Source organism: Streptomyces sp. NPDC046985 (assembly GCF_040644415.1).
Taxonomy (GTDB): domain Bacteria; phylum Actinomycetota; class Actinomycetes; order Streptomycetales; family Streptomycetaceae; genus Streptomyces.
Window position 1 is genome coordinate 38,934 of sequence record NZ_JBEYWK010000013.1, and the last position, 23,101, is coordinate 62,034.

General features: G+C 75.2%; 18 protein-coding genes. 12 read left to right on the forward strand and 6 right to left on the reverse strand.

Features of this window, described 5'->3' with window-relative positions:
* Positions 1-31 precede the first annotated feature (31 nt).
* From mmsA to ABZ861_RS18260, 8 genes are all read left to right on the forward strand, one after another.
* Positions 32-1,582, forward strand: a complete 1,551-nt coding sequence (mmsA, locus tag ABZ861_RS18225) for a multiple monosaccharide ABC transporter ATP-binding protein (protein ID WP_361631166.1) — start codon at positions 32-34, stop codon at positions 1,580-1,582.
* Positions 1,579-2,820 (forward strand): multiple monosaccharide ABC transporter permease, encoded by a 1,242-nt coding sequence (mmsB, locus tag ABZ861_RS18230; RefSeq protein WP_361631169.1) that lies wholly within the window; start codon positions 1,579-1,581, stop codon positions 2,818-2,820. Before mmsA ends, mmsB begins: the two co-directional genes overlap by 4 nt.
* Before the next feature lie 91 nt (positions 2,821-2,911).
* A complete protein-coding gene (locus ABZ861_RS18235; protein ID WP_361631172.1) occupies positions 2,912-5,092 on the forward strand; it encodes an aminotransferase class I/II-fold pyridoxal phosphate-dependent enzyme in 2,181 nt (726 codons plus the stop codon).
* A 214-nt stretch (positions 5,093-5,306) separates the two neighbouring features.
* Positions 5,307-8,258 (forward strand): beta-galactosidase, encoded by a 2,952-nt coding sequence (locus ABZ861_RS18240; protein ID WP_361631175.1) that lies wholly within the window; start codon positions 5,307-5,309, stop codon positions 8,256-8,258.
* Between the two features lie 541 nt (positions 8,259-8,799).
* On the forward strand, positions 8,800-9,309 hold the full coding sequence (locus ABZ861_RS18245; protein WP_361631177.1) for a toxin: 510 nt from the start codon (positions 8,800-8,802) through the stop codon (positions 9,307-9,309).
* The gene (locus ABZ861_RS18250; RefSeq protein WP_361631180.1) at positions 9,306-10,625 is read left to right on the forward strand and encodes an MAB_1171c family putative transporter; all 1,320 of its coding nucleotides are present in this window, start codon (positions 9,306-9,308) and stop codon (positions 10,623-10,625) included. Before ABZ861_RS18245 ends, ABZ861_RS18250 begins: the two co-directional genes overlap by 4 nt.
* Positions 10,626-10,686: 61 nt before the next feature.
* Positions 10,687-11,919, forward strand: a complete 1,233-nt coding sequence (locus tag ABZ861_RS18255; RefSeq protein WP_361631183.1) for an MAB_1171c family putative transporter — start codon at positions 10,687-10,689, stop codon at positions 11,917-11,919.
* A gap of 52 nt (positions 11,920-11,971) precedes the next feature.
* A complete protein-coding gene (locus tag ABZ861_RS18260; RefSeq protein WP_361631186.1) occupies positions 11,972-13,378 on the forward strand; it encodes an FAD-dependent monooxygenase in 1,407 nt (468 codons plus the stop codon).
* Positions 13,379-13,427: 49 nt separating this feature from the next.
* Here the strand turns inward: ABZ861_RS18260 and ABZ861_RS18265 are convergent, their stop codons facing one another.
* Together ABZ861_RS18265 and ABZ861_RS18270 are read right to left on the reverse strand one after the other, a co-directional pair.
* Positions 13,428-14,285, reverse strand: coding sequence for an SMP-30/gluconolactonase/LRE family protein (locus ABZ861_RS18265; protein WP_361631189.1), 858 nt, complete (start codon positions 14,283-14,285; stop codon positions 13,428-13,430).
* Positions 14,282-15,055, reverse strand: a complete 774-nt coding sequence (locus tag ABZ861_RS18270) for an IclR family transcriptional regulator (protein ID WP_361631192.1) — start codon at positions 15,053-15,055, stop codon at positions 14,282-14,284. The genes ABZ861_RS18265 and ABZ861_RS18270 overlap by 4 nt, the downstream gene beginning before the upstream one ends.
* Positions 15,056-15,377: 322 nt before the next feature.
* Here ABZ861_RS18270 and ABZ861_RS18275 point away from each other — a divergent pair, with 322 nt between their 5' ends.
* Positions 15,378-16,025 (forward strand): hypothetical protein, encoded by a 648-nt coding sequence (locus tag ABZ861_RS18275; RefSeq protein WP_361631195.1) that lies wholly within the window; start codon positions 15,378-15,380, stop codon positions 16,023-16,025.
* Between the two features lie 150 nt (positions 16,026-16,175).
* On the opposite strand, the gene ABZ861_RS18280 is transcribed toward ABZ861_RS18275, so the two are convergent.
* A complete protein-coding gene (locus ABZ861_RS18280) occupies positions 16,176-17,066 on the reverse strand; it encodes a hypothetical protein (protein ID WP_361631198.1) in 891 nt (296 codons plus the stop codon).
* A gap of 555 nt (positions 17,067-17,621) precedes the next feature.
* Here ABZ861_RS18280 and ABZ861_RS18285 point away from each other — a divergent pair.
* From ABZ861_RS18285 to ABZ861_RS18295, 3 genes are all read left to right on the forward strand, one after another.
* Positions 17,622-19,106 (forward strand): acyl-CoA synthetase, encoded by a 1,485-nt coding sequence (locus tag ABZ861_RS18285; RefSeq protein WP_361631201.1) that lies wholly within the window; start codon positions 17,622-17,624, stop codon positions 19,104-19,106.
* A gap of 407 nt (positions 19,107-19,513) precedes the next feature.
* Positions 19,514-20,551, forward strand: a complete 1,038-nt coding sequence (locus ABZ861_RS18290; protein WP_361631204.1) for a rod shape-determining protein — start codon at positions 19,514-19,516, stop codon at positions 20,549-20,551.
* A gap of 153 nt (positions 20,552-20,704) precedes the next feature.
* Complete coding sequence (locus tag ABZ861_RS18295) at positions 20,705-20,887, forward strand: hypothetical protein (RefSeq protein WP_361631207.1); 183 nt, start codon at positions 20,705-20,707, stop codon at positions 20,885-20,887.
* 351 nt (positions 20,888-21,238) lie between these two features.
* Here the strand turns inward: ABZ861_RS18295 and ABZ861_RS18300 are convergent, their stop codons facing one another.
* From ABZ861_RS18300 to sigK, 3 genes are all read right to left on the reverse strand, one after another.
* Positions 21,239-21,490, reverse strand: a complete 252-nt coding sequence (locus ABZ861_RS18300) for a chaplin (RefSeq protein ID WP_361631210.1) — start codon at positions 21,488-21,490, stop codon at positions 21,239-21,241.
* 247 nt (positions 21,491-21,737) lie between these two features.
* Positions 21,738-22,505: an anti-sigma factor gene (locus tag ABZ861_RS18305; protein WP_361631213.1), complete on the reverse strand. Its 768-nt coding sequence runs from the start codon at positions 22,503-22,505 to the stop codon at positions 21,738-21,740.
* Positions 22,502-23,071: an ECF RNA polymerase sigma factor SigK gene (sigK, locus tag ABZ861_RS18310; protein ID WP_361631216.1), complete on the reverse strand. Its 570-nt coding sequence runs from the start codon at positions 23,069-23,071 to the stop codon at positions 22,502-22,504. The genes ABZ861_RS18305 and sigK overlap by 4 nt, the downstream gene beginning before the upstream one ends.
* Between the last annotated feature and the right edge of the window lie 30 nt (positions 23,072-23,101).

Here is a 23,101-nt window from a genome sequence, read left to right on the forward strand (position 1 = left end):
CCACCGAACCCACCGACTGGAAGGCACGACCATGGCGGGACCCGTCCTGGAAATGCGCTCGATCGTCAAGACCTTTCCCGGTGTCAAAGCGCTGTCGGACGTCACCCTGACCGTCCGCCAGGGCGAGGTCCACGCCATCTGCGGGGAGAACGGCGCCGGCAAGTCCACCCTGATGAAGGTGCTCTCCGGCGTCCATCCGCACGGCAGTTACGAAGGCGAGATCCTCTTCGAGGGAGAGGTCTGCGGCTTCCGGGACATCCGGGCCAGCGAGCAGCGCGGCATCGTCATCATCCACCAGGAGCTGGCCCTGGTGCCGTTCCTGTCGCTGGCGGAGAACATCTTCCTCGGCAACGAGCACGCCAAGCGCGGGTTCATCGACTGGAGGGACACCCTCCGGCACGCCTCCGAACTGCTGCGCCGGGTGGGGCTGAACGAGCATCCGGAGACCCGGGTGTCCGACATCGGCGTCGGCAAGCAGCAGCTCGTGGAGATCGCCAAGGCGCTGTCGAAGTCGGTGAAGCTGCTCATCCTGGACGAGCCGACGGCCGCGCTCAACGACGAGGACAGCGGCAAACTCCTCGATCTCATCCTGGAGTTGAAGAAGCAGGGCATCACCTCGATCGTCATCTCGCACAAGCTGAACGAGATCCGCAGGGTCGCCGACTCGGTGACCATCCTGCGCGACGGCCGCACCATCGAGACGCTCGACGTGAAGGCGGCCGAGACCACCGAGGAGCGGATCATCTCCGGGATGGTGGGCCGGGACCTCGACCACCGCTTCCCCGAGCGCACCCCGCACCAGGCCGAGGAGGGCGCGGCCCCGGCGCTGGAGATCCGCGACTGGACCGTGTTCCACCCCATCGACCAGCAGCGCAAGGTGGTCGACGACGTCTCGGTCCAGGTGCGGCGCGGGGAGATCGTCGGCATCGCGGGCCTGATGGGCGCGGGCCGCACCGAACTCGCCATGAGCGTCTTCGGCCGCAGCTACGGCCGGTACGCGTCGGGCACGGTCCTCAAGGACGGCGCCGAGATCCGCACCAAGACCGTCGCGGAGGCGGTCGGGCACGGCATCGCCTACGTCACCGAGGACCGCAAGCACTACGGCCTGAACCTGATGGACACGATCCACCGCAACATCTCGCTGACCGCGCTGGGCCGGGTCGCCCGGCGGGGCTTGGTCGACGAGCACGAGGAGCGGCAGGTCGCCGAGGGCTTCCGGAAGTCCATGAACATCAAGGCGCCGACCGTGTTCGAGCCGGTGGGCAAGCTGTCGGGCGGCAACCAGCAGAAGGTCGTGCTCAGCAAGTGGATCTTCGCCGAGCCGGACGTGCTGATCCTGGACGAGCCCACCCGCGGCATCGACGTGGGCGCCAAGTACGAGATCTACACGGTCATCGACCGGCTGGCCGCGCAGGGCAAGGCGGTCGTCTTCATCTCCTCCGAGCTGCCGGAGCTGCTCGGCATGTGCGACCGCATCTACACGATGGCCGCCGGGCGGCTCACCGGTGAGGTGGCGCGCGCCGAGGCCACCCAGGAAGTGCTGATGCGTCATATGACCAAGGACAAAGAGGTAACGCGATGAGCACGGATGTGACCGCCAGGACCCCGGCCCCGGCGCCGGCGGGCGGTGACGGCGCCGGCGGGGACGGGCTGCTGCGCCTGATGCTGGACGGGCTGCGCCGCAACATGCGCCAGTACGGCATGCTGATCGCGCTCGGCCTGATCGTCGTGCTGTTCGAGATCTGGACCGGCGGCGACCTGCTGCTGCCCCGCAACGTCTCGAACCTGGTGCTCCAGAACAGCTACATCCTGATCCTCGCGATCGGCATGATGCTGGTGATCATCGCGGGCCACATCGACCTGTCGGTGGGCTCGCTGACCGCGTTCGTCGGCGCGACCGCGGCCGTCCTCACGGTCGACCACCGCGTGGCGTGGCCGCTCGCGGTGCTGCTGTGCCTGCTGGTCGGCGCCGTGGCGGGCTCCGTGCAGGGGTTCATGATCGCCTATCTCGGGATACCGTCGTTCATCGTCACCCTGGCCGGGATGCTGCTGTTCCGCGGGCTGACCGAGATCCTGCTCAAGGGCCAGACCCTGGGCCCCTTCCCGGACGGCCTGCAAAAGGCGGGCAACGGCTTCCTGCCCGAGGTCGGCCCCTCCACGAACTACCACAACCTCACCCTGCTGCTCGGCCTGGTGCTGATCGCGTCGGTGGTGTGGCAGGAGATGCGCGACCGGCGCCGCCAGCAGGAGTTCGCCCTGGAGGTGCTGCCCGCGCGGCTGTTCGCGCTGAAGCTCGTGGCGCTCATCGCCGCGGTCCTCGTCGTCACCCTGCTGCTGGCGTCCTACAAGGGCGCGCCGATCGTGCTGATCCTGCTCGGCGCGCTGGTCGCCGGCTACGGCTACGTGATGCGCAACGCCGTCTTCGGCCGCCACATCTACGCGATCGGCGGCAACCTCCCGGCCGCGAAGCTGTCCGGCGTCAAGGACAAGCGGGTCACCTTCCAGGTGTTCCTGAACATGGGCGTGCTCGCCGCCCTGGCCGGTCTGGTGGTCGCCGCCCGGCTCAACGCGGCCTCGCCGAAGGCGGGCGTCAACTACGAACTGGAGGCCATCGCCTCGTCGTTCATCGGCGGCGCGTCCATGAGCGGCGGCGTCGGCACCGTGCTCGGCGCGATCATCGGCGGCCTGGTCCTCGGCGTGCTCAACAACGGCATGAACCTGCTCAGCGTCGGCACCGACTGGCAGCAGGTCATCAAGGGACTGGCCCTGCTGGCGGCGGTCGGCTTCGACGTGTGGAACAAGCGCCGCTCCGGTTCCTGAACCGGCGCGGTTGAACGCCGCCCCGCACACGTCCGTATGGAGAGACGGCCCGCGCTCCCCCCGCGCGGGCCGCTCAGCTACGGAGGTTCCCTTGGCCGGCAACGTGACCTCGCTCTTCCGGGGCGCCTCCGCGCACGGCGCCTCCCCGGAGGGGCCGGAGGGCGGCCACGGGGAGGTCGCCCCGGTCGAGGGCGCCGACGGCGGCGACTTCAGCGTGTCGTGCAACCCGTACTTCCCCACTCCGGCGATGTTCCAGGAGATGGCGGGCCGGCTGCGCGAGATCGTCACGTCCTGCCCGAGCGGCGCCGAGACGGTCGCCTCGGAGCTGTGCGAGCTGCTGGGGCTGCCGCCGCAGTGCGTGGCCCTGGGCAACGGCGCCGGCGAACTCGTCACCTGGATCGACCACCTCCTGGTCCGCGACTCGCTGGCCGTGCCGGTGCCCGCGTTCGGGCGCTGGACCGAGCAGCCCGCCCGGACCGGCAAGCGCGTCGACATGTTCCCGCTCCAGGAGGCCGGGGACTTCGCCCTGGACCTGGCCGGGTACGCCGAGTTCATCCGCAGACGCGGCACCAGGGCCGCGGTCGTCTGCAACCCCAGCGACCCCGACGGCGGCTTCCTGACCCGGCAGGCGCTGGCCGGGTTCCTGGACGCCATGGCCGACCTGGACCTGGTGGTGGTGGACGAGTCGTTCCTGGAGTTCGCCGACGCCGGGGCCGAGGCGAGCGTGGCCGAGGAGGCCGTGCTGCGCCCCAACGTGGTCGTCCTGCGCGGCCTCGGCGACAACTTCGGGCTGCACGGCGTCCGCTTCGGCTACCTGGTGGCCAACCCCGCGCTCGCGGGCCGCGTCCGCTCCATGCTCCCCAAGTGGAACCTCGGCGCCCTCGCCGAGCACATGGTGTTCCTGCTCAGGGAGCACGGCGAGCACTACGCGCAGAGCCTCGTCCGCGTGCGCCGCGACCGCGCGGAGATGGCCGGCCGGCTCTCCGCGCTGCCCGGCCTGACGGTCTACCCGTCCCAGGGCAACTTCCTCTTCGTCCGGCTGCCCGTGGGCGCGACGGGGCCCGTGGTCCGCGACCGGCTGCTCGCCGAGCACCGGATCCGGGTGCGCCAGTGCGGCGACACGATCGGCGCCTCCAGCCGCTTCCTGCGCCTCGTGGTGCGTCCCGAGGCCGACGTGCGCCGCCTGGTGTCCGCGCTGGAACAGGTGCTCTACGGCGCCGACGGGGGCGCCGACGCCCCCTCGCGGGCCGCCGGGACCGGCTACAGCTCGGGCACGGCGGCGGTCGACCGGCTGGTCAGCGAGACGAACGGGGCCGGCGCGCGGTTCGCCGCCCACGCCGCCGGTGGCGCGGCGGTCGCGGCGGTCGCCGGGGCGGCGGGAGGCGCTGTGGCCGCGAGAGGCGCGAGAGGTCCCGTGGCCGCGGGAGGTGCGGGAGGTGCTGGAATGCCGCTTCCCGCCGCCGCCTCCGTCGCGCCCGCGGCACGAGCGGGCGCCGCGACGCCTGCGGCGGCGATCCCGTTCCAGCAGCCGCTGACGGCGACGGCGCCCGCGGCGGCGGTCCCCGCACCGGCGGCGGCGCCGATGCCCATGACGGCGGTCCAGCCTCCGGCGGCCGCCGCGGCGGCGCCGCTTCCGGCCCCCCTGACACCGGCGCCGGCGCCCGTCCCCGTACCGGCGACCGCCCTGCCGACACCGGCCCCCGCCCCAGCGCCCGCACCGCTTCCGTCCCCCGGACCCCCGATGCCCGCACCGTTCGGCATGCCCGCGCAGACACCGTTCCCCAGACCCGAGCCCGCGCCGTTCCCCATGCCCGCGCAGACACCGTTCCCCAGACCCGAGCCCGCACCGTTCGGCATGCCCGCCCAGACACCGTTCCCCATGCCCGAGCCCGCGATGCCCGCGGCGTCCGTACAGACGCCGTTCCTCACGCCCGAGCCCGCGCTGCCCGCGCAGACGCCGTTCCCCGCACCCGGGGTCGCGCTGCCCGCTCAGACGCCGTTCCACACACCCGTGCCCTCGCCGACCCCGCAGACGCCGTTCCCCGCACCCATGCCCTCGCCCACCCCGTTCCCCGTCCCGGCGCCCGTCCCCTTCCCCACGCCCGTTCCCGGGCCGCCGCCGTCCCCCGTGCCGACGCCGCCGGGCGTTCCGGCCCGCGGCGGTCTGACCGCCGCACAGGTGCGCGGCATGACCGCCCCGGCGCCGGGCCTGGCGCCGGCGACGGGCTGGCCCAGCCCGCAGAGCTGGCCGAGCGCGGCGGGCATGGGCTGAGCGCGCGCGGCCCGTCCGCGACGACCGCCTCCGCCTCCCCTTCACCCCGCCTCCGCCGGACGAGCGGCCCCACAACCGCCCGTACCACGCCCTACGCCCCCTCGGACCTGTCGTCGGGGCGTCTGCCCCCAGGTCCCTCGGGTCCGGCAGGGGCGCCCGAGCCATGGACAATGGCGGGGCCCGCGCCCCGTAAGATCCGCCCGGGAGGCACGTTTTGGCGCTCAGCAGACGTTCACTCGGGGCCCTCGCCGGCACCGCCGCCCTCGGCCTGGCCCTGGGCGGCAGCAACGGACCGGGGGCGCCGTCGGCCTATGCCGCACGCGAGGCGCCCACGGGCCCGCCGCCGCCTCCGCCGCGCGCCGACGGGCGGCGGCACACCGTCGGGTTCGACCGCTACTCGCTGCTCGTCGACGGCAGGCGGCTGGTGCTGTGGTCCGGCGAGCTGCACCCGTTCCGGCTGCCCAGCCCGTCGCTGTGGCGGGACGTGCTGGAGAAGATGCGCGCGCACGGCTACAACGCGGTGAGCCTCTACGTGGCCTGGAACTACCACTCCCCCGCCCCCGGACAGTACGACTTCACCGGCGTGCGCGACCTGGACCTGTTCCTGCGCACGGCCGCCGAGACCGGGCTGTACGTCATCGTGCGGCCCGGCCCGTACATCAACGCCGAGGTGGACGGCGGCGGTTTCCCCGGCTGGCTGACCGCCGCGGAGGGCCGCGCCCGCACCGCCGACCCGGCGTACCTGAAGCACGTCGACGCGTGGCTGACCCGCGTGGACGCCGTCGTCTCGCGCCGCCAGTTCACCCGGGGCGGCGGCACGGTGCTGCTCTACCAGATCGAGAACGAGTACGACGCCCACGTCGACGAGCCCACCGGCCGCGCCTACATGAGCCATCTGTACCGCAAGGCGCGCGCCGACGGCATCGACGTCCCCCTCTTCCACAACGACAAGGGCCGCCACGGCCACTGGGCGCCGGGGACCTTCGACACCGGCGGCGAGCGGGGGCGTTGGCTGTACGGCTTCGACGGCTACCCGTCCCCGGCGCGGACCCCGCCCGACTGGGGGCGGTTCGGCCCCGGCGGGAAGACCGGAGGGGCCACGGCGAGCCCGCGCACGCCCGGTTTCCTGCCGGAGTTCGGCGGCGGCTGGTACGACCCGTGGGGCGGCGAGGGGTACGCCGAGGTGCGGCGCACCCGGGACGCGGCCTACGAGCGGCGGTTCCACCTGACCAACCTCGCCGACGGCATCACCCTGCACAACGTCTACATGACCTTCGGCGGCACCTCCTGGGGCTGGCTGCCCGCCCCTGCCGTCTACACCTCCTACGACTACGGAGCCGCCTTCGACGAGGCGCGCCAGGCCACCGGCAAGCTGGCGCCCATGCACCAGACGGGCCACATGCTCCAGAGCTTCCCGGACTTCGCCAAGCTGGACCGGGGCGCGGACGTGACGGCGCCCGGACTGACCGCCTACAGCCTGGCCAACCCGGACACCGGCGCGCACGTCTACGTCCTGCGCAACGACGGCGACCGGGAGGTGTCGTCCACGCTGCGCGCCGGCGGAGAGGACCTGCCGGTGACCGTGCCCGCGCGGGACGCCCGGCTGCTGGTCTCCCGCCTGGCGCTCGGACCGCGCACGCTGCGCTCCGCCACCGCCCAGCCGATGCTGTTCCAGAGCGGCGGGCGCCAGGACGTCGCCGTGTTCTGCGGGCGGCTGGGCGAGCAGGCCCGGGTGGTCCTGGAGTGCGCCGTGGAGCCGCAGGTGACCCGGCTGAGCCGGCAGGCCGCCTACGTCTGGGACCAGGGGCTGCTGCGGGTGACCGTGCCGCTGGGCGCGGGCGGGCTGATCGGGGTCCGGGTCGAGGGCGGCGGCGCCGACCGGCCGCTGCTGCTGCTGTTCGCCGACGAGGCGACCTCGCTGCGCCTGTGGCCGCGCGAGACGCCCTCGGGCCCGGTGCTGGTGCACGGCCCCCGGTTGCTGCGCTCCGCCGACGTGCGCGGCGGCGCCGTCCATCTGACCGGGGACACCGTGGATCCGGCCGGACTGGAGGTGTGGGCGCCGCGCGGGATCGGCGCCGTGACGTGGAACGGCCGGGCGGCGCCCGTCGTCGCGACCGGCTCGGGCAGTCTGCGCGCCACGGCGCCGCTGCCCGGGGCGCCGGCGGTGGAGCTGCCGGTGCTCGGCGGCTGGCGGGCGCGCTCCGGGAACCCGGAGGCCGACCCCGGCTTCGACGACTCCGGGTGGCGGACCGCCGACCGCGCCGCCTCGCACAGCACCACCGCGGTGCCCAAGGGGCAGCCGGTGCTGTTCGCCGACGACTACGGCTTCCACTACGGCGACGTCTGGTACCGGGGCGCCTTCACCGGCGCGGCCGGCGTCGAGTCCGTCTCCCTCGGCTACAGCACCGGCACGCAGGGGCTGTTGATGGCGTGGCTGGACGGGGAGCCGCTGGGCGTGCACCGGATGCCCGTGCCGGACCGGGCCGCCCCGCGCCGGGGCACGTGGACCGCCGACGCGGTCCTCCCGGTGCGCGAGCGGCTGCGCACGGACGGTCCCCATGTGCTGTCGGTCCTGGTCCGGCGGATGGCGCACGACCAGGACGGCGGGGGCGCCGACACCCACAAGGCGGCGCGCGGGCTGACCTCCGTCGCCTTCGGCGGGAGCACGCCGACAGTGCGCTGGCGCGTGCAGGGCGAGGCGGCGCCGGACCCGGTGCGCGGACCGCTGAACAACGGCGGCCTGCACGGGGAGCGGGAGGGCTGGCACCTGCCCGGCTTCCCAGACCGCGACTGGCGGCCCGTCGCCTTCCCGCGCTCCGTGCGGCGGCAGGGGGTGACCTGGTACCGGACGGAGTTCCGGCTGGCCGTGCCGGACGGCGTGGACGCCTCGATCGGGCTGACCCTGGACGACGACCCGTCCCGCGCCTACCGCGCGCAGATCTTCCTCAACGGCTGGAACCTGGGCCAGTACGTCAACGACGTGGGGCCGCAGCACACGTTCGTGCTGCCGAACGGCATCCTGCGCACCCGGGGCGCCAACACCCTCGCCTTGGCCGTCCTGTCGGAGCTGACCACGCTGTCGGGCCCGGGACAGGTACGGCTGACGCTGCTGGGCCGCGCGGCGGGCGGCGTACCGGTGACGCCGGTCGCCGCGCCGGGACGCTGATCCGTCACGGGACGCTGACCGCCGTGGCGCCGGACCGCCCCGGAACCGGACGCGTCGCCAGAACGGACCGTCGCGGAGCGCGGCGCCCTCACGCGGCCGGACGCGTCGGGGCGCCGGACCACGCCGAGCCGGACCGCCGCGAGGGCGAACCGTCGCCCCGGAGGGACAGTTGCCGGGAGCCGTCACCCGGAGGAATGCCGTGGCCGGAGGGCGGGACCGCGGTCGTTTTCCGGCCGTTCTCGGTTCGGCTGCGGTCGAACCACGGCCCTCGCGCCGCGGGGCGAGGAGACTTGCGTCCGCGTGCGAGTCGTCGTCGGCCCGGGGGCATCCCCTCCATGAGGGGATGCCGTGAAGCCGCAGGAGAATCGCCCCGCGCCGTCCGCGGCACGGGGATGATGGGAAGGGCGCGCAGGGGCGGACAGGGAGGCTGAAGGGCAGGCACGGCGCGAAGGATCCGGAAGGGGCGCGGAGAGCGCCGCGGAACGCGGCGGACGACACGTCAGGCGGGGGTCGAGGGGAAAAGGTGCGAAGGAAAAGGGAGATGCGGCGTCTCGCCGACGCTCTCGTCGACCGCGTCTCGGTGCCGGCCCCGGCCGATCCCGAGACGCTGTTCGCCGCGCTCGTCGAGTCCGTCGGCGCCTGGCGCGGCCGGCCGGTCGTGGTCCGCCGGGAGGTGTTCCCGCCGCACACCGCGAGCGGCCTGTGGCTGGAGGGCGAGGCGCAGGACGTGGTGGTCGTGGACCGGCGGGCCGCCGTATGGCACCAGATCGTGATCTTCTGCCACGAGGTGTGGCACATGAACCGCCGCGCGCAGGACCGCGGTTCGGCGCCGGTCACGGGCGCGCCCCGGCCCGTCGCCGCGCGCACCGACTTCAGCCTGGCCGACGAGCAGGAGGCCGACCAGTTCGGCATGCTCATGGGCGGCCGGCTGCGCGCCTGGCTGGAGGAGGGCCAGGCGGACTCCGTGCCCGCGGCGGATCCGGCCGCCGAGGGCGACCTCGCGGGACGGATCGGCGCCGCGCTCAACTACCGTGGAACACAGCGAAGATGACGAGTCTGATCAACTACGGGAGCTGCGGCGCGCTGTGGCTGGGCCTCGCGGTGAAGACCCCCGACCTGGTCCGCAACCGGCGCGACCCCTATCTGCGCGCCATCTGCGTGGTGCTGGGGCTGGCCGGGGCCTGCTTCCTGCTCGGGGCCGCGCCCACGGTCGGCGCGGTCAACCGCCTCAGCGGCGTGCCCAACCTCGCCGCGCCGCTGACCTACGCGTCCATCACCGCCTACTGCGCCGCCTCCCAGGTGCTCATCGTGTACTGGCGGGGCGGCGAGCGGGTGCACCGGGTGGCCCGCCGCTGGGTGGTGGCCTACGCGCTGGTGCTCGTCGGCATCGCCGTCGCCTTCGCCCTCGGCACGGCGCCGGTGGAGCGCCGGACCGACCTGGACACCTACTACGCGACGACGCCGTTCATCGCCGAGATGATCGTGCTGTACCTGCTCGGGCACCTCACCGCCGCGAGCGTCACCACGGTCTCGTCGCTGCGCTGGGCCCGCGAGGTCGGCGGCTGGCTGCGCGCGGGGCTGGTGGTCCTGGGCCTGGGGTCGCTGTGCAACGCCGGGTACAGCGTGTCCAAGCTGGTCGCCGTGGTCGCGCGCTGGTGCGGGCGGGACTGGGCGGCGCTCGGCACGAACGTCTCGCCCGCCGCGGCCGGGCTCGGCGCCGTGCTCACCTCGGTGGGGATCCTGGTGCCGCTGGGCGGTCCCCGGCTGACGGAGTGGCGGCGGTCCTGGCGCACGTACGCCCGGCTGGCGCCGCTGGAGCGCGAACTCGACGACCTGCTCACCCGGCGGGCGCTGCGGCTGCCCCGCCCGCGCTGGTCCTCCCCCACCACCCGGCTGATGTGGCGCCAGACCAGCATCCACAACGCGCTCGGCTATCTGGACGCCTCCCTGGACCGCTCCCTGTTCGAGTGCACCCGGGCGAGGGCCCTGGAGACCACCGGCGACCAGGAGTTCGCCGAGGCCGTCGCCTGGGCCGCGGTCATCACGGCGGCGGTCCGCGAGCGTCGCACCCCGGCGGACCCGGACACGCCGGTCTTCCCCGAGGCCGCCGACCGGCTGAACCGGCTGGATCCGCTGGGCCGATCAGACCGGCCGGACCCGCTGAACCGATCAGACCGCCTGGACCGTCTGGACCGGCTGGAGGAAGCCGGGTACGCCGCGTCGCGGGGGCGGCCCGGCGAGCGGGTCCCCGGACCCGCGGCGCTCGTGCGGATCGCCGAGGCGCTGAGCACGGCCGGGCCGCCGCCCCCCGAGGGCGTGGCCGCCGGGGGCGTACGCGGCGGGACGACGCCGTCGGGAGCGCTGTGAGCGGGACGGCGCGGGCGGCGTCCGCGCGGCCTGCGCGCGCCGCGAGGCGGGGGTGGGCGGCGTGAGTCTGATCGTGTACCTGGCCGCCGGGCTGTTCGGGCTGTCCGCCGTGGTGCTGCTGCTGCGGCCCGGCATGGCGCTGCGGGATCCGCTGACCCTGTCCACCTGCGCGGCGATCGTGCTCGGCTCGCTGGTCTTCGTGTGCTCGGCGCCGCTGACCCTGGCCGCGGTCAACAGCCTCACCGGCGTCCCCAACTTCGGCGCCCCGGTGACGTACGGGATGCTCAGCGCGTATAGCTGCTCGCTGGTGATCCTGCTGATCCACTGGCGGGGCGGGCCGCGCGAGCGGGTGCGGCGGATGGTGCTGCGCAGCGTCGCCGCGTACGCGGCGCTGATCGTCGCGATCGTCGTGCTGTTCGCGCTGGGCGACGCCCGCTCCGAACGCCTCAACGACCTCGACACCTACTACGCCAACACCCCGTATCTGCGCGAGATGATCCTGCTCTACCTGATCGGGCACAGCGCGGCCACGCTGACCATGTGCGTGCTGTGCGTCAAGTGGAGCCGGGAGGTCACCGGGCTGCTGCGGGCCGGGATCCGGCTGATCCTGGCCGGGTCGCTGCTGGACGTGGTCGGCTTCCAGCTCTGCAAGTACACGGCGGTGGCCGCCCGGTGGGCGGGCCACGACCTGGACGTGCTGTCCACGCAGGTGGCGCCGCCGCTGGCCTCGCTCGGCGCCCTGCTGTGCTCGGCAGGGTATGCGCTGCCCCGGCTTCAGCCGGCGGCCGCCGCGCGTCTGGGCGTGCTGCGCGACTACCGGCGGCTGGGCCCGCTGTGGTCGCGGGTGCGGTTCGTGTCGACCGCGCCCAAGCCGCCCAGCTCCCTGTGGCAGTTGCCCCGGGCGCGGCTGCACTGGCGGGAGATGTCCATCCACGACGCCCTGCTCGGGCTCGCGCCGTACTTCGACGACCGGGTCCGCGAGCGCGCCCTGAGCGCCGCCCGGCACGCGGGCCGCGGCGGGCACGAGGCGCGGATCGCGGCGGAGGCGGCGATGGTCGCCGACGCCGCCCGCCGGGCCGCCGCACGCGAGGAGCCGCTGGAGGCGCCGAGCGGGTACCGCCTCCACGCCACGGAGGTGTCCGGCACGGGCGGGCTGGTGGAACTGGCGCAGGCCGTGCTCCGCTCGCCCGCCGAACCCGCCGAACCCGCCGTTCGCGAAGGCCGGGAAGGCCGGGAAGGCCCGGAAGACCGGGAGGGCAGAGAGGAGGGGACGGTGAGCACCTCCCATGGCTGATCCCATGGTCTACTCCGAGGAGCTGAGCCCGTGGTCTACTCCGAGGAGCCGCATGTCCCCCACTCATCGCCGGGCCGTCGTGATCGGCGCGGGCCTGGCCGGCGCCCTGGCCGCGGCGGCGCTGCGTCCCGCCGTGGACGAGGTGGTCGTACTGGAGCGCGACGACCTGCCCGGCGGTCCTGAGCACCGCAAGGGGCTGCCGCAGGGGCGCCACGCCCACCTGCTGATGGCCGGCGGCCTGGCCGCGCTGGAGGAGCTGGCGCCGGACGCGGACGTGCGCGGGCGGCTGCTGGCGGCGGGCGCCCAGGAGATAGCCCTCGGCTGGGGCATGCTGGCGCACACGTCCGAGGGCTGGTTGCGGCGCTGGCGGCACGACGGGCCGCGCATGCTCACCTGCACCCGGGCGCTGCTGGACTGGACGGTGCGGGAGGCCGTGCTCGCACCGACCGGCGCGGAGATCCGCAAGGCCGACGCGGTGGGGCTCGCGGGCGACGCGGGCCGGGCGCGGGGCGTCCGGATCGCCGGGCCCGGCGGGCGGGAGACGGTGCTGGACGCCGACTTCGTGGTCGACGCCGCGGGGCGCGGCTCGCGGGTCGTCGGCCGCCTGGGCGAGCTGGGCGTCACCGGGGTGCGCGAGCGCACCGTCGACCCCGGGCTGGCCAACGCCACCCGGGTCTACCGGATTCCGGCGGGCGCCGAGCAGTTCCCGCTGACCCTCGTGCAGGCGGACCCGTACGCCGGGAAGCCGGGCCGCAGCGGCATGGTGCTGCCGATCGAGGGCGACCGCTGGATGGTCAGCCTGGCCGGCACCCGGGGGGCGGAGCCTCCGTCGGACCCGGAGGGCTTCCTCGCCTACGCGCTCGGTCTGCCGAGCCCGATCGTGGGCCGACTCGTGCGGCACGCCGAACCCCTCACCGACGTGCACGTCAGCCGCAGCACCAGCAACACCCGCCGCCGGCTGGAGCGGGCGGCGCGCTGGCCGGAGGGCTTCGTCGCCCTGGGCGACGCGGTGGCGACCTTCAATCCCGCCTACGGGCAGGGCATGTCGGTGGCGGCGCTGGGCGCGCTGGCGCTGGCGGAGGAGGTGCGGCGCGCGGGCGGCGTCACGGCGCCCGGCCTCGCCCGCCGGGTGCAGCGCCGGGCGGCCCGGCCGGTCGACGCGGCCTGGGCGGCGGCGGTCGGCCAGGACGTCTGGTACCCCGGCACGCGGGGCGCCCGGCCCGGTCTCACGGACCGTCTGGTCACGCGCTACAGCCGCCGCCTGACCCGGGCCGCCACCGGCTCCTACCGTGCGGCGAGCGCCCTGTGGGACGTCACCAGCGTGCAGGCCGGTCCGGAGCGCCTGTTCCGCCCTCGCACCCTCCTGGACGTGGCCGCCGGCCCGCTGCTGCCCCCGCTCTCCGGCCCCCCGCTGACCCCGGCGGAGGCCAAGATCCTCGGGGAGCTGGATCCGGCCTAGCCCTGCGGCCGGAACGGTCCGCCGGCCACGGCGGCGGGACTGTCTCCGGTCAGCCCTGGAAGGGCGGTTGGGGCAGCCCCTGGCCCGCCGACGGGACGACCAGGACCGAGCCCGCCAGGGGGTGGGGGGCGCTCTGGCCGACGCGGGCCGTGGTGATGTACAGGTCGGTCAGGTCCGCGCCGCCGAACGCGCAGGCGGTGGGGCGGGGAACGGGGACGCGGAGCACTTGGTCCAGCTCGCCGGACGGGGTGTAGCGGCGGACCGCGCCGCCGTCCCACAGGGCCGCCCACACGCAGCCCGCGGCGTCCACGGCCAGCCCGTCCGGAAAGCCCGCGCCCTCCTCGATCCGCGCGAACTCCCGCCTGTCGCCCACGCGTTCGCCGTCCACGTCGAACACGTCGATACGGCGGGTCGGACTGTCGACGTAGTACATGAGGCGTCCGTCGGGGCTCCAGCCCGTCCCGTTGCTCACCGTCACGTCCTTCAGCACCGTGCGCGCCGAGCCGTCCCCGGCCAGCCGGGTCAGCGTGCCGCCGCCGCGGGCCTCGTCGTAGCGCATCGTGCCGGCCCAGAGGGCGCCGTCGGGCGCCACGGCGGCGTCGTTGCCCCGGCGGCCGGGCGCCGGGTCGCGGTGCAGCCAGCGGAAGGCGCCGTCGACGTCGACGAGGCCCACCCCGTCGCGCAGGTTCAGCACCAGGCCGCCTCCGACGCGCGGCTTGGCGGCGCCGACGTGCTGCCCGGCGGCGCGCACCGTGCGCCGTCCGGTGGCCGGGTCGTAGGTGTGCACCCGGGCGGAGAGGACGTCCACCCAGATCAGCCGTCCGGCCGCCGCGTCCCAGGTGGGGCCCTCCCCCAGTTCGGCCCGCGCGTGCACCGCGACCTCGCGGACCCGCCGGGTCGCGGTCATCGCGGGCTCCGGTGGCCGAGGCGCTCCGACAGCTCGGCGGCGCCCTGCGCGGCCAGCCGCTCCAGTCCGGCGCGGCGCTCCTCGCTCCAGCGGATCATGGGCACGGAGATGGACAGCGCCGCGACCACCCGCCCGGTGCGGTCGCGCACGGGCGCGGCCACACAGCTCACGTCCGGGTTGGACTCCCGGTTCTCCACCGCCAGGCCCCGCTGCCGGATCGCGGCCAGCGCCTCGCGCAGGGCGGCCGGGTCGGTGATGCTGTCGGGGGTCATCGCGGCCAGTTCGGCGCCGTCGGGGACGCGGGCGGCGAGTTCCTCCTCCGGGAGGGAGGCGAGCAGCATCTTGCCGACCGAGGTGCAGTGCGCGGGCAGGCGGCGTCCGGCCGCGGAGACCATGCGCACCGCCTGGGTGGAGTCGACCTTCGCGATGTAGATGACGTCGGCGTCCTCCAGGATCGCCACGTGCACGGTCTCGTCGCAGGTCTCGGCGACCGACCGGGCGACCTGCCCGCCCTCGGCGGCGAGGTCGAGCTGCTCGGCGTAGCGGCTGCCGAGCTGGTAGGGGCGCACGCCGAGCCGGTAGCGTCCGGGCTGGCCGGAGGCCGGGACGATGTACCGGCGGGCGGCGAGCGTGGTGACCAGCTCGTGCACGGTGGTCCGCGGCAGGCCCAGCCGGCGCACGATGTCGGGCGCGGACAGCGTCCCGTCCCCGTCGAGGAACAGCTCCAGGATGTCGAGAGCCCGGGTCACGGCGGGCACGAGGCGTCCCACGGCCGGCCCCCTCCCTTGAGTCCATGCCTGCGTGTTCGAAATCTCAACAGGCGGTCGTCATAGCGAACACAGGCTAGTCAGGGGGTGGGGCGGGGGCAATGGGGTGGGGGGTCCGGGGAGCGGGGGTCCCGGGGGCGGGGTCCCGGGGCGGGGGTCGGGGGCCCGGCGTACGGCCCGGAACGGGCGCGGGCCGGGTGCGAGCGGGGCGCGGGCGGGGCGCGGGCCGAGCGCGGACGGTGGGTTCGGACGTACGGTCCCGGGCCCGCGCCCCGGGGCGGGCGTGGACGGCGTGTTCCTGTGCGGGTTGGTGGACGATGGGCGCATGCCCGCCCCTACGCCGCCGCCCCCGTCGTCCTCTTCGTCGTCCTCGTCGTCCTCACCGTCCTCGTCATCCTCGGCGTCTGGGCTCACGCCGCTCGACTTCCAGCTCGTGCTGCTGCGTCGGATGGCGGACCACAATCCGGACCTGGTCGAGGACGCACGCCGCACCCTCGGCGTCCCGCTCGCGCGGATGCGGGAGGCCAACAAGCGTTGGCAGGCGATGGTCCGGTCGCCGCGGGCGCGTGCCGAGGCGTCCCGTTACCGTTCCGTCCTCGGGCCGCCCGAGTCCACCGCCGCCGTCCGCGTCGGCGACCTGGACTGCGAGGCGTGGCGGTGGCCGCTGCCGCTGTGGCCGACCCTGCGGTTCGAGGTGCTGGCCGCGCCCAAGGGCCGGGTGTGGAACGCGTGGCTGGTCCGTGCGCCGGGCGCCCAGGGGCCGGACCTGCGCACCGTGGACGATCTGACCCCCTGGTCCTGCACGGTCGACGAGGCCGCCCGCGCCTTCCCCCCGGCCCGCCCGCTGGAGGGCACGGCGCCCACCCGCTGGGGCCTGGCCTTCACCGCCCCCGACGCCGGGGGCGTGCCGCGCGAGGCGGTCGCGGAGTTCACGTGGGGCCTGTTGCAGCGCATGCGGGTGGAGAGCCCGTAGCGGAGGCGGGGGCGGTAAGCGCGTGGCGGAGACGGAGGCAGGCGCGTGGCGGAGGCGCGTGCGGGCGTGTGACGGAGGCGGGGCAGGGGCCGTAGCGGAGGCGGGTGGACCGCCGGCAGAGGCGCGCGCGGCCGACGCTTGATCCGGCCGTCAGGCCGCGGCGGCGGCTCGGAGGACGGCGGCGACGACCTCGGGCAGCGACCGCGGGTGCAGCCAGAGGAAGAGGTTCGGCTCGACCAGTTCCAGCTCCATCACCTGGGGCGAGCCGTCCGCGCCGTCCGCCAGGTCGACCCTGGCGTACAGAAGCCCGGCGGCCCCGCCGTCCGGGACGGCCGCCAACGCCCGCTCGGCCACGGCCCGTTCCTCCGGGGTCGGGGACCAGGGCTCCAAGTTCGGGTGGGGCGTCTTCTCCGCGTCGTAGGCCGTCCCGGGCGACAGTACGGCGCGCTTGCGGCTGGCGTGCAGCAGCCGGCCGCCGATGAACTGGAGCGCCCGCTCGCCGCTGACGTCGATGCGGGTGAGGTAGGGCTGCACCATCGCGGTCAGCCCGTCCGCGTGCATCCGGGCCACGTGCGCGACGGCCGTCTCCCGCTCCGCGGGCGTGTAGCGGGCGGCGAAACGGGCGCCGGCCCCGAAGGTCGGCTTGACGACGAAGTCGTGGTCCTCGGGCAGGTCGTGCGGGCCGGGGGTCTCTCCCGGGGCGAGGTAGCGGGTCGGCACGACCGGGACGCCGGCCGCGGCGAGGTCGGCGAGGTAGCGCTTGTCGGCGTTCCAGCGCACGACGGGCGCCGGGTTGGCGATCCGGGTCGCCTTCGCGCACCGCTCGGCCCAGGCCGTGAACTCGGCAGCCCGCCAACTGTAGTCCCAGGTCGACCGTATGAGGACGAGGTCGAACCCGGCCCAGTCGACGCGTTCGTCGTCCCAGAACACGGCCTGCGCGTCGGCCCCGGCGGCGCGCAGGGCCCGTACCAGGGTGTCCAGGTCGCGGTCGTGGCTGGGCGCGGCGCCGGGGTCGTAGGTGGCGATGGCGACTCGGGGCACGGCGGCGGCTCCCTCTGCGTGGCGCGGTCGTGACGGGACGGTCTCGGCGGACCGGCGCGGGCGGGCGCGACCGGCGCGACCCGCGCGGCGGCGGTCGCGGCGGCGCGCGGTCCGGGGCGGCCCGCCTGGCACGCTAACAGCCAGGCCGGAAACGGCGACGACCACCGTCGCCTTCGGCGGGGTCTGAACTCGGTGAGGCGGGAACGCGGTGGGGCCCGAACGTGGTGAGGGCGGAACCCGGTGAGGCCGGAGCGTGGTGAGGCCGGAGCGTGGTGGCACCGAAGCGTGGTGAGGGCGGAACCCGGTGGGACCGGAACGCGGTCGGTCCGGAGCGCGGTGAGGGCGGGGCGTGGTGGGGCCGGAACATGGTGAGGCCGGAACGTGGTGAGGCCGGAACGTGGTGAGGGCGAAACCTGGGGAGGCCGGAGCGCGGCGCAGGCGGAAGCCGGTGAGGGCGGAACCCGGTGGGACCGGAACGCGGTCGGTCCGGAACCCGGTGGGGTAGGAACGGGGTGCGTTTCCCAGCCGTCCCTCCCGTCATCAGGAGTGCGTCCCGTGTCCTCTCTCTTTCCGGCCCTCACGGATGATCCGGGGGCGCGTGTCGCCCTGCGCTTCGGCGACCGGTCGCTGACGTACGCGGGACTCGCGGCGGCCGCCGGCGCCGTCGCCGCGCGGGTGCGCGGGGCGGAACGGGTCGCCGTGTGGGCGACGCCGACGCTGGAGACGGCCGTCGGGGTGGTGGGCGCGCTGCTCGCCGGGGTCGCGGCGGTGCCGCTCAACCCGAGGTCCGGCACGAAGGAGCTGGAGCACATCCTCGGCGACAGCGCGCCGTCGCTGGTGCTGGCGGGACCCGGCGAGGAGCTTCCGCAGGCGCTGGCGGAGCGGGAGCGGGCCGACGTCGACGTACACGACACTGGCGCCGCGTACGCCGCGCCCGCCGAGACCCCCGCCCCCGCCCTCTCCCCCGAGGCGCACGCGGGCGACGGCGATCCCGCCCTCGTCGTCTACACCTCCGGCACCACCGGACCGCCCAAGGGCGCCGTCCTCCCGCGCCGGGCCGTCGCCGCGACCCTGGACGCGCTCGCCGACGCGTGGCAGTGGACGGCCGAGGACGTGCTGGTGCACGGGCTGCCGCTGTTCCACGTGCACGGGCTGGTGCTGGGCGTCCTCGGACCGCTGCGCCGCGGCGGTTCCGTACGGCACCTGGGGCGGTTCACTCCCGAGGGCGTGGCGCGCGAGCTGGACGGCGGGGCGACCATGCTCTTCGGGGTGCCCACCATGTACCACCGGATCGCGGAGGCGCTGCCCGGCGATCCCGGGCTGGCCAGGGCGCTGTCGGGCGCCCGGCTGCTGGTATCCGGATCGGCCGCGCTGCCGGTGCACGACCACGAGCGGATCGCGGCGGCCACCGGGCGACGGGTGATCGAGCGGTACGGCATGACGGAGACGCTGATGAACACCAGCGTCCGGGCCGACGGCGAGGCGCGCGCGGGCACGGTCGGCACGCCGCTGCCAGGCGTGGAGCTGCGCCTGACGGAGGAGGACGGCACGCCGCTCACGGCGTTCGACGGCGAGACGGTCGGGGAGATCCAGGTGCGCGGCCCGAACCTGTTCACCGCGTACCTGAACCGGCCTGACGCGACGGCCGCCGCCTTCACCGCCGACGGGTTCTTCCGCACCGGGGACATGGCGGTGCGCGACCCGGACGGCTACGTCCGCATCGTCGGCCGCAAGGCCACCGACCTGATCAAGAGCGGTGGCTACAAGATCGGCGCCGGGGAGATCGAGAACGCGCTGCTGGAGCACACGGCCGTCCGGGAGGCCGCCGTCACCGGGGAGCCGGACGGCGACCTCGGGGAGCGGATCGTCGCCTGGGTCGTCCCGGCGGACCCCCACTCCCCGCCGGGACTGGAGGAACTGGCCGCCCACGTGGCCGCCCGGCTCGCCCCGCACAAACGTCCCCGCGCGCTCCGCCTCCTCGACGCCCTGCCCCGCAACGACATGGGCAAGATCATGAAGCGGGCCCTGCCGCGGGGCTGAGCGGGCGCGGGCCCCGTACGCACAAGGCGACTGCGCCGCGCGCCCGCACGCACCGAGACGCCGCGCGCGGAGCGCCAGGAGGACTGCGGCGCACGAGAACCGGCGAGGCGGACGGACGGCCGCCGTGGCAGGCTCCCCCCCGGCGGATGCGGCGGATGCGGCGGATGCGGCGGATGCGGCGGATGCGGCGGATGCGGCGGATGCGGCGGATGCGGCGGATGCGGCGGACCACCCTACGCGTATCCGGCGGTCGTCCAGCACTGACGCGGCGCGGGAGCGCGAAGAGCACTCGTCCAGCGGCGCCCCGCCCGGCCCCCCAGAACAGGCGTCCACCGTCCCGTGCCGCGCACGATGCCAGAGGGGCCGCGCCCGGCGGCCGCCTCGGTCCGTGCTCGGGAGGATCCGCCATGCCCGCCACTCTGGAGCAGTTGCGCCGCTGCCACTTCGCCGTCGACCTGGGAGCGGCCCGGACCCGTGTGTACGTCAAGGGCGCCGGACTCGTGGTCGACCAGCCCTCGGTGGCCGCCGTGAACACCCGCAGCGGGGCGCTCATCGCGGTCGGCGACTTCGCGGAGCGGATGACGGGACGCACTCCCGACTACATCCGCGTGGTCCGCCCGGTCACCGGCGGCACGGTCATCGACATCGAGATGGCCCAGCGCATGCTGCGGCACCTGCTCGGGGACCGGATGCGCCGGTCGCTGCGCCGCAAACCCCGGCTGCGCGCCGCCGCCTGCACCCCGCACGAGGCCGATCCGCTCGCCCGGAGGGCCACCGTCGAGACGCTGGTGGGCCTCGGCGCCCGCCGCGTGGAACTCGTCGACACCCTCATCGCCGCGGCCGTCGGCTGCGGACTGCCCGTGGAACGGGCCGAGGCCACCATGATCATGGTGTGCGGGGCGGCGGCGACCCAGGTGGCCGTCCTCTCCCTGGGCTCCATCGTCGCCGCCGAACGCGTCCCCGTCGGCGGCGAGGCGGTCGACCACGCGATCGTGCAGCACCTGCGCCTGGAGCACGCGCTGATGCTGCCCAGCCAGTCGGTACGCCCCCTGCACCTGGCCCTGCACGGCAACGGACTGAACCTCTCCGGACCCTCGGCCACCGAGATCCACGGACGCGACGTGGCCACCGGCCTGGCCCGGTCGGTCGTCATCGACACCGCCGCCGTGCGCGACGCGATCCAGACCCCGCTGACCGCCGTCCTCGACGGCATCTACCGAGTGCTGCGGGAGTGCCCGCCCGACCTGGTGGCCGACCTCGGCGACCGCGGGATCACGATGGTCGGCGGCTCGGCGCTGCTCCCCGGCCTGGACCAGATGGTCCGCGAGGCCACCGGCATGCCGGTCTCCATCGCGGAGCGTCCCGACGTGTGCGCGGTCCGCGGCCTGGGCGAGATGCTGGAGGGCAACATCGAGCCGCTGGTCCTGAAGCCGCTGGGCGCGTGACGCCCGCGCCCCGGCCCGCCCCGGGGGAAGACCGGCTCCGCCCGGCGCCCGCTCTTCCCTCCCCGCGCGAGGGGCGGCAGAACGGCGGTGAGGCGAGCCCGTACGGGGTACCCGGCGGCCGAGCGACCGTATCCGCTCACAGGAGTCACCGCCATGACCATGCGAGAGCACACCCCGTCCCAGGCCGAGGGCGAACGAGACGACGCCGAGGCCAGCCGCGCCGCCACCCGTCCCGACACCCCGTACCCGACGCCCTCCCAGGCGGAGGGCGACCGCGACGACCTCCCGGAGACCGCGGACGCCGCCGACGACGACAGCCCCGGCTCCCGGCCCTGACGTCCCCCACCGACCGCCCCCGCAACGCCCGACCTGCGGCGGGGCACGTCGCCGTGCGGCAGAAGTCGTGCAACGCGAAATCGGCGGTCGGCCGGTATCCGACGCGCCGATGATCCCTCGCACCGCCGTCTCGCGCCCGCGCTTTTCTTCGCGGTGTCCGCGCCGGTAGCCGGCCGTATGGAGAGGCGGCAGGCCAAGCGGCGGTCGGGCGTCCGTCCCCGACCGGCTCGCCCCGGCGGCGCGCGGCGCCCGGCGTCCGTGTGCGGCGCCCGGCGTCCGCGCCCCGAGTGGCGGAGCGCGGACGCCGGGCTGAGCGGCTGCTGCGCGCAGGCCGCCCGTACGTCCCGAACGTCAGCCGTTGGCGCAGGCGTTGCCGAAGGCCGGGTTCAGGGCGCCGATGACGTTCACGGTGTTGCCGCAGGCGTTGACCGGAATGTGCACGGGGACCTGGATCAGGTTGCCCGACAGCACTCCGGGCGAACCGACGGCCGCCCCCTGCGCGCCGCTGTCCGCCGACGCCGCCGCGGCCCCACCGAGGAGAACCGCGCCCGCGGCCGCCACCAGAGCGGCAGCCCTCACAGAACGAGAACCCAGGTACGTCATCACGTTTCCTTCCTCACCCTCTGCACTCTCTACGGCGGCGAGCACCGCCGGTCCGTCGCCTCCTGCGGCGGACACGGGTGATCCGGCCCGGCGTCGCCCGCGGACTGCTGATCGGCGCGGAGATCACCCGATCGCGCTAACGGGTCCGCTCTCCGAGCGCGGCCGCACGTCCCAGCGCGGTCGCCTTCCCAGTCCGGTCGCCTTCCCCAGCGCGGCAGCACGCTTCTGGGACCACGTCAGAACCCCGTCAGATCTGGACCATGCCCAGGGGCGGAGTCGTCGGCTGGGGGGAGCCGTTCGCGGGTTCGACCGTGATCCCGATGGCCGTCGCACTGTCGAGCGTCCCCAGAAGGACGCGGGCCTGCTGTCCGCCCGCGCCGGCCAGCAGGCCGGCCGACCGGTAGGCGCCGTGATCGGAGTACCAGAGCTGATAGACCCGCTGACGGCTGAGAGTCGGCAGGTCGTACGAGATGAACACGGCCTTCCGCTGCTGGCGCGAGGCGACGACGCACGCCAAGCCGCCCTTGCTCAGGTCACCGGTCCGCAGCACGGCGTCCCGGGCCGTGAGCACCTCGGCGAGTTCGGCGCCGTGCCACTCCGCGCGGGACGCCAGGCGGCGGGCGTCCTGCGCCTGCTCGTACTGCCACCACGCGAGCGACCCGCCGGCCGCCGTCCCCGCGAGGCAGGCCGCCAGCGCCCAGGGGACCCACCGCTGCGTGCGCCGTACGCCTCCGGACGGCGCCGCGGCTGCCGTGCGCGGCGCCTCCGGGGGCGTAGGCGGCGCCTCCTGCGGGGTGCGCCGGACGCCGTCCAGGACGCGGGCGCGCACCGCGCTGTCGGGGGGCACGGCGGCGGCTTCGGCGAGTCCGACGACCGCGTCCATGAGCTGCGACGCTTCCTGCCGGCAGGCCGGGCAGGAGGACAGGTGGCTCTCGAAGGCCGCCCGCTCGTCAGGGGGGAGGGCGTTGAGGACGTAGGCGCCCACCGCGTCATGGGGATCGGGTCCGCGGTTCATTCGCCGGCCTCCAGGCACGCGCGCAGGCGGTGCAGACCGGTGCGCATCCGCGTCTTCACGGTGCCGGTCGGCTTGCCCAGCGCCCGAGCGACTTCCTCGTACGTCAGCCCTTCGTAGTAGGCCAGCACCAGAGGGATCCGCTGGCTTTCGCTGAGCGACTCCAGGCAGAGGTACAGCCTGCGCCGCTCGTCCCGGTCCTCCACGAGTTCGGCCACCAGGTCGAAGGGCCGCTCGCTGTTGCACGCGGCCGCCCTGCGGTCCCGGTCCGACGCCGCCTGCGTCGAGCGGACCCGGTCGACCGCGCGGTGGTGCGCCAGGGCGAACGCCCAGGCCCGCGCCGACCCGTGCTCGGGGTGGAAGCGCGGCGCGGTGCGCCAGATCTCGATCATGACGTCCTGGGCGACCTCCTCGGCCTGGGCCGCGTCCCGCACCACCCGCTGGACCAGTCCTCGCACGGAGCCGGACAAGCCGTCGTAGAGCAGGGCGAACGCCTCCTCGCTGCCTTGAGCGGTCTCCGTCAGGTACCTGTCGAGATCCTTGTCGGCGGCGGACCTGTGTCCGGGCATCCGTCCCCACCCTCCGCTCGTCCGTCCTCG

Coding starts and splice junctions, on each gene's coding strand:
- ABZ861_RS18305 (WP_361631213.1), bottom strand. CDS start 22,505: ATGAACCGCGGACCCGATCCCCATGACGCGGTGGGCGCCTACGTCCTC.
- ABZ861_RS18250 (WP_361631180.1), top strand. CDS start 9,306: ATGACGAGTCTGATCAACTACGGGAGCTGCGGCGCGCTGTGGCTGGGC.
- ABZ861_RS18265 (WP_361631189.1), bottom strand. CDS start 14,285: ATGACCGCGACCCGGCGGGTCCGCGAGGTCGCGGTGCACGCGCGGGCC.
- ABZ861_RS18300 (WP_361631210.1), bottom strand. CDS start 21,490: ATGACGTACCTGGGTTCTCGTTCTGTGAGGGCTGCCGCTCTGGTGGCG.
- ABZ861_RS18295 (WP_361631207.1), top strand. CDS start 20,705: ATGACCATGCGAGAGCACACCCCGTCCCAGGCCGAGGGCGAACGAGAC.
- ABZ861_RS18290 (WP_361631204.1), top strand. CDS start 19,514: ATGCCCGCCACTCTGGAGCAGTTGCGCCGCTGCCACTTCGCCGTCGAC.
- mmsA (WP_361631166.1), top strand. CDS start 32: ATGGCGGGACCCGTCCTGGAAATGCGCTCGATCGTCAAGACCTTTCCC.
- ABZ861_RS18275 (WP_361631195.1), top strand. CDS start 15,378: ATGCCCGCCCCTACGCCGCCGCCCCCGTCGTCCTCTTCGTCGTCCTCG.
- ABZ861_RS18245 (WP_361631177.1), top strand. CDS start 8,800: ATGCGGCGTCTCGCCGACGCTCTCGTCGACCGCGTCTCGGTGCCGGCC.
- sigK (WP_361631216.1), bottom strand. CDS start 23,071: ATGCCCGGACACAGGTCCGCCGCCGACAAGGATCTCGACAGGTACCTG.
- mmsB (WP_361631169.1), top strand. CDS start 1,579: ATGAGCACGGATGTGACCGCCAGGACCCCGGCCCCGGCGCCGGCGGGC.
- ABZ861_RS18260 (WP_361631186.1), top strand. CDS start 11,972: ATGTCCCCCACTCATCGCCGGGCCGTCGTGATCGGCGCGGGCCTGGCC.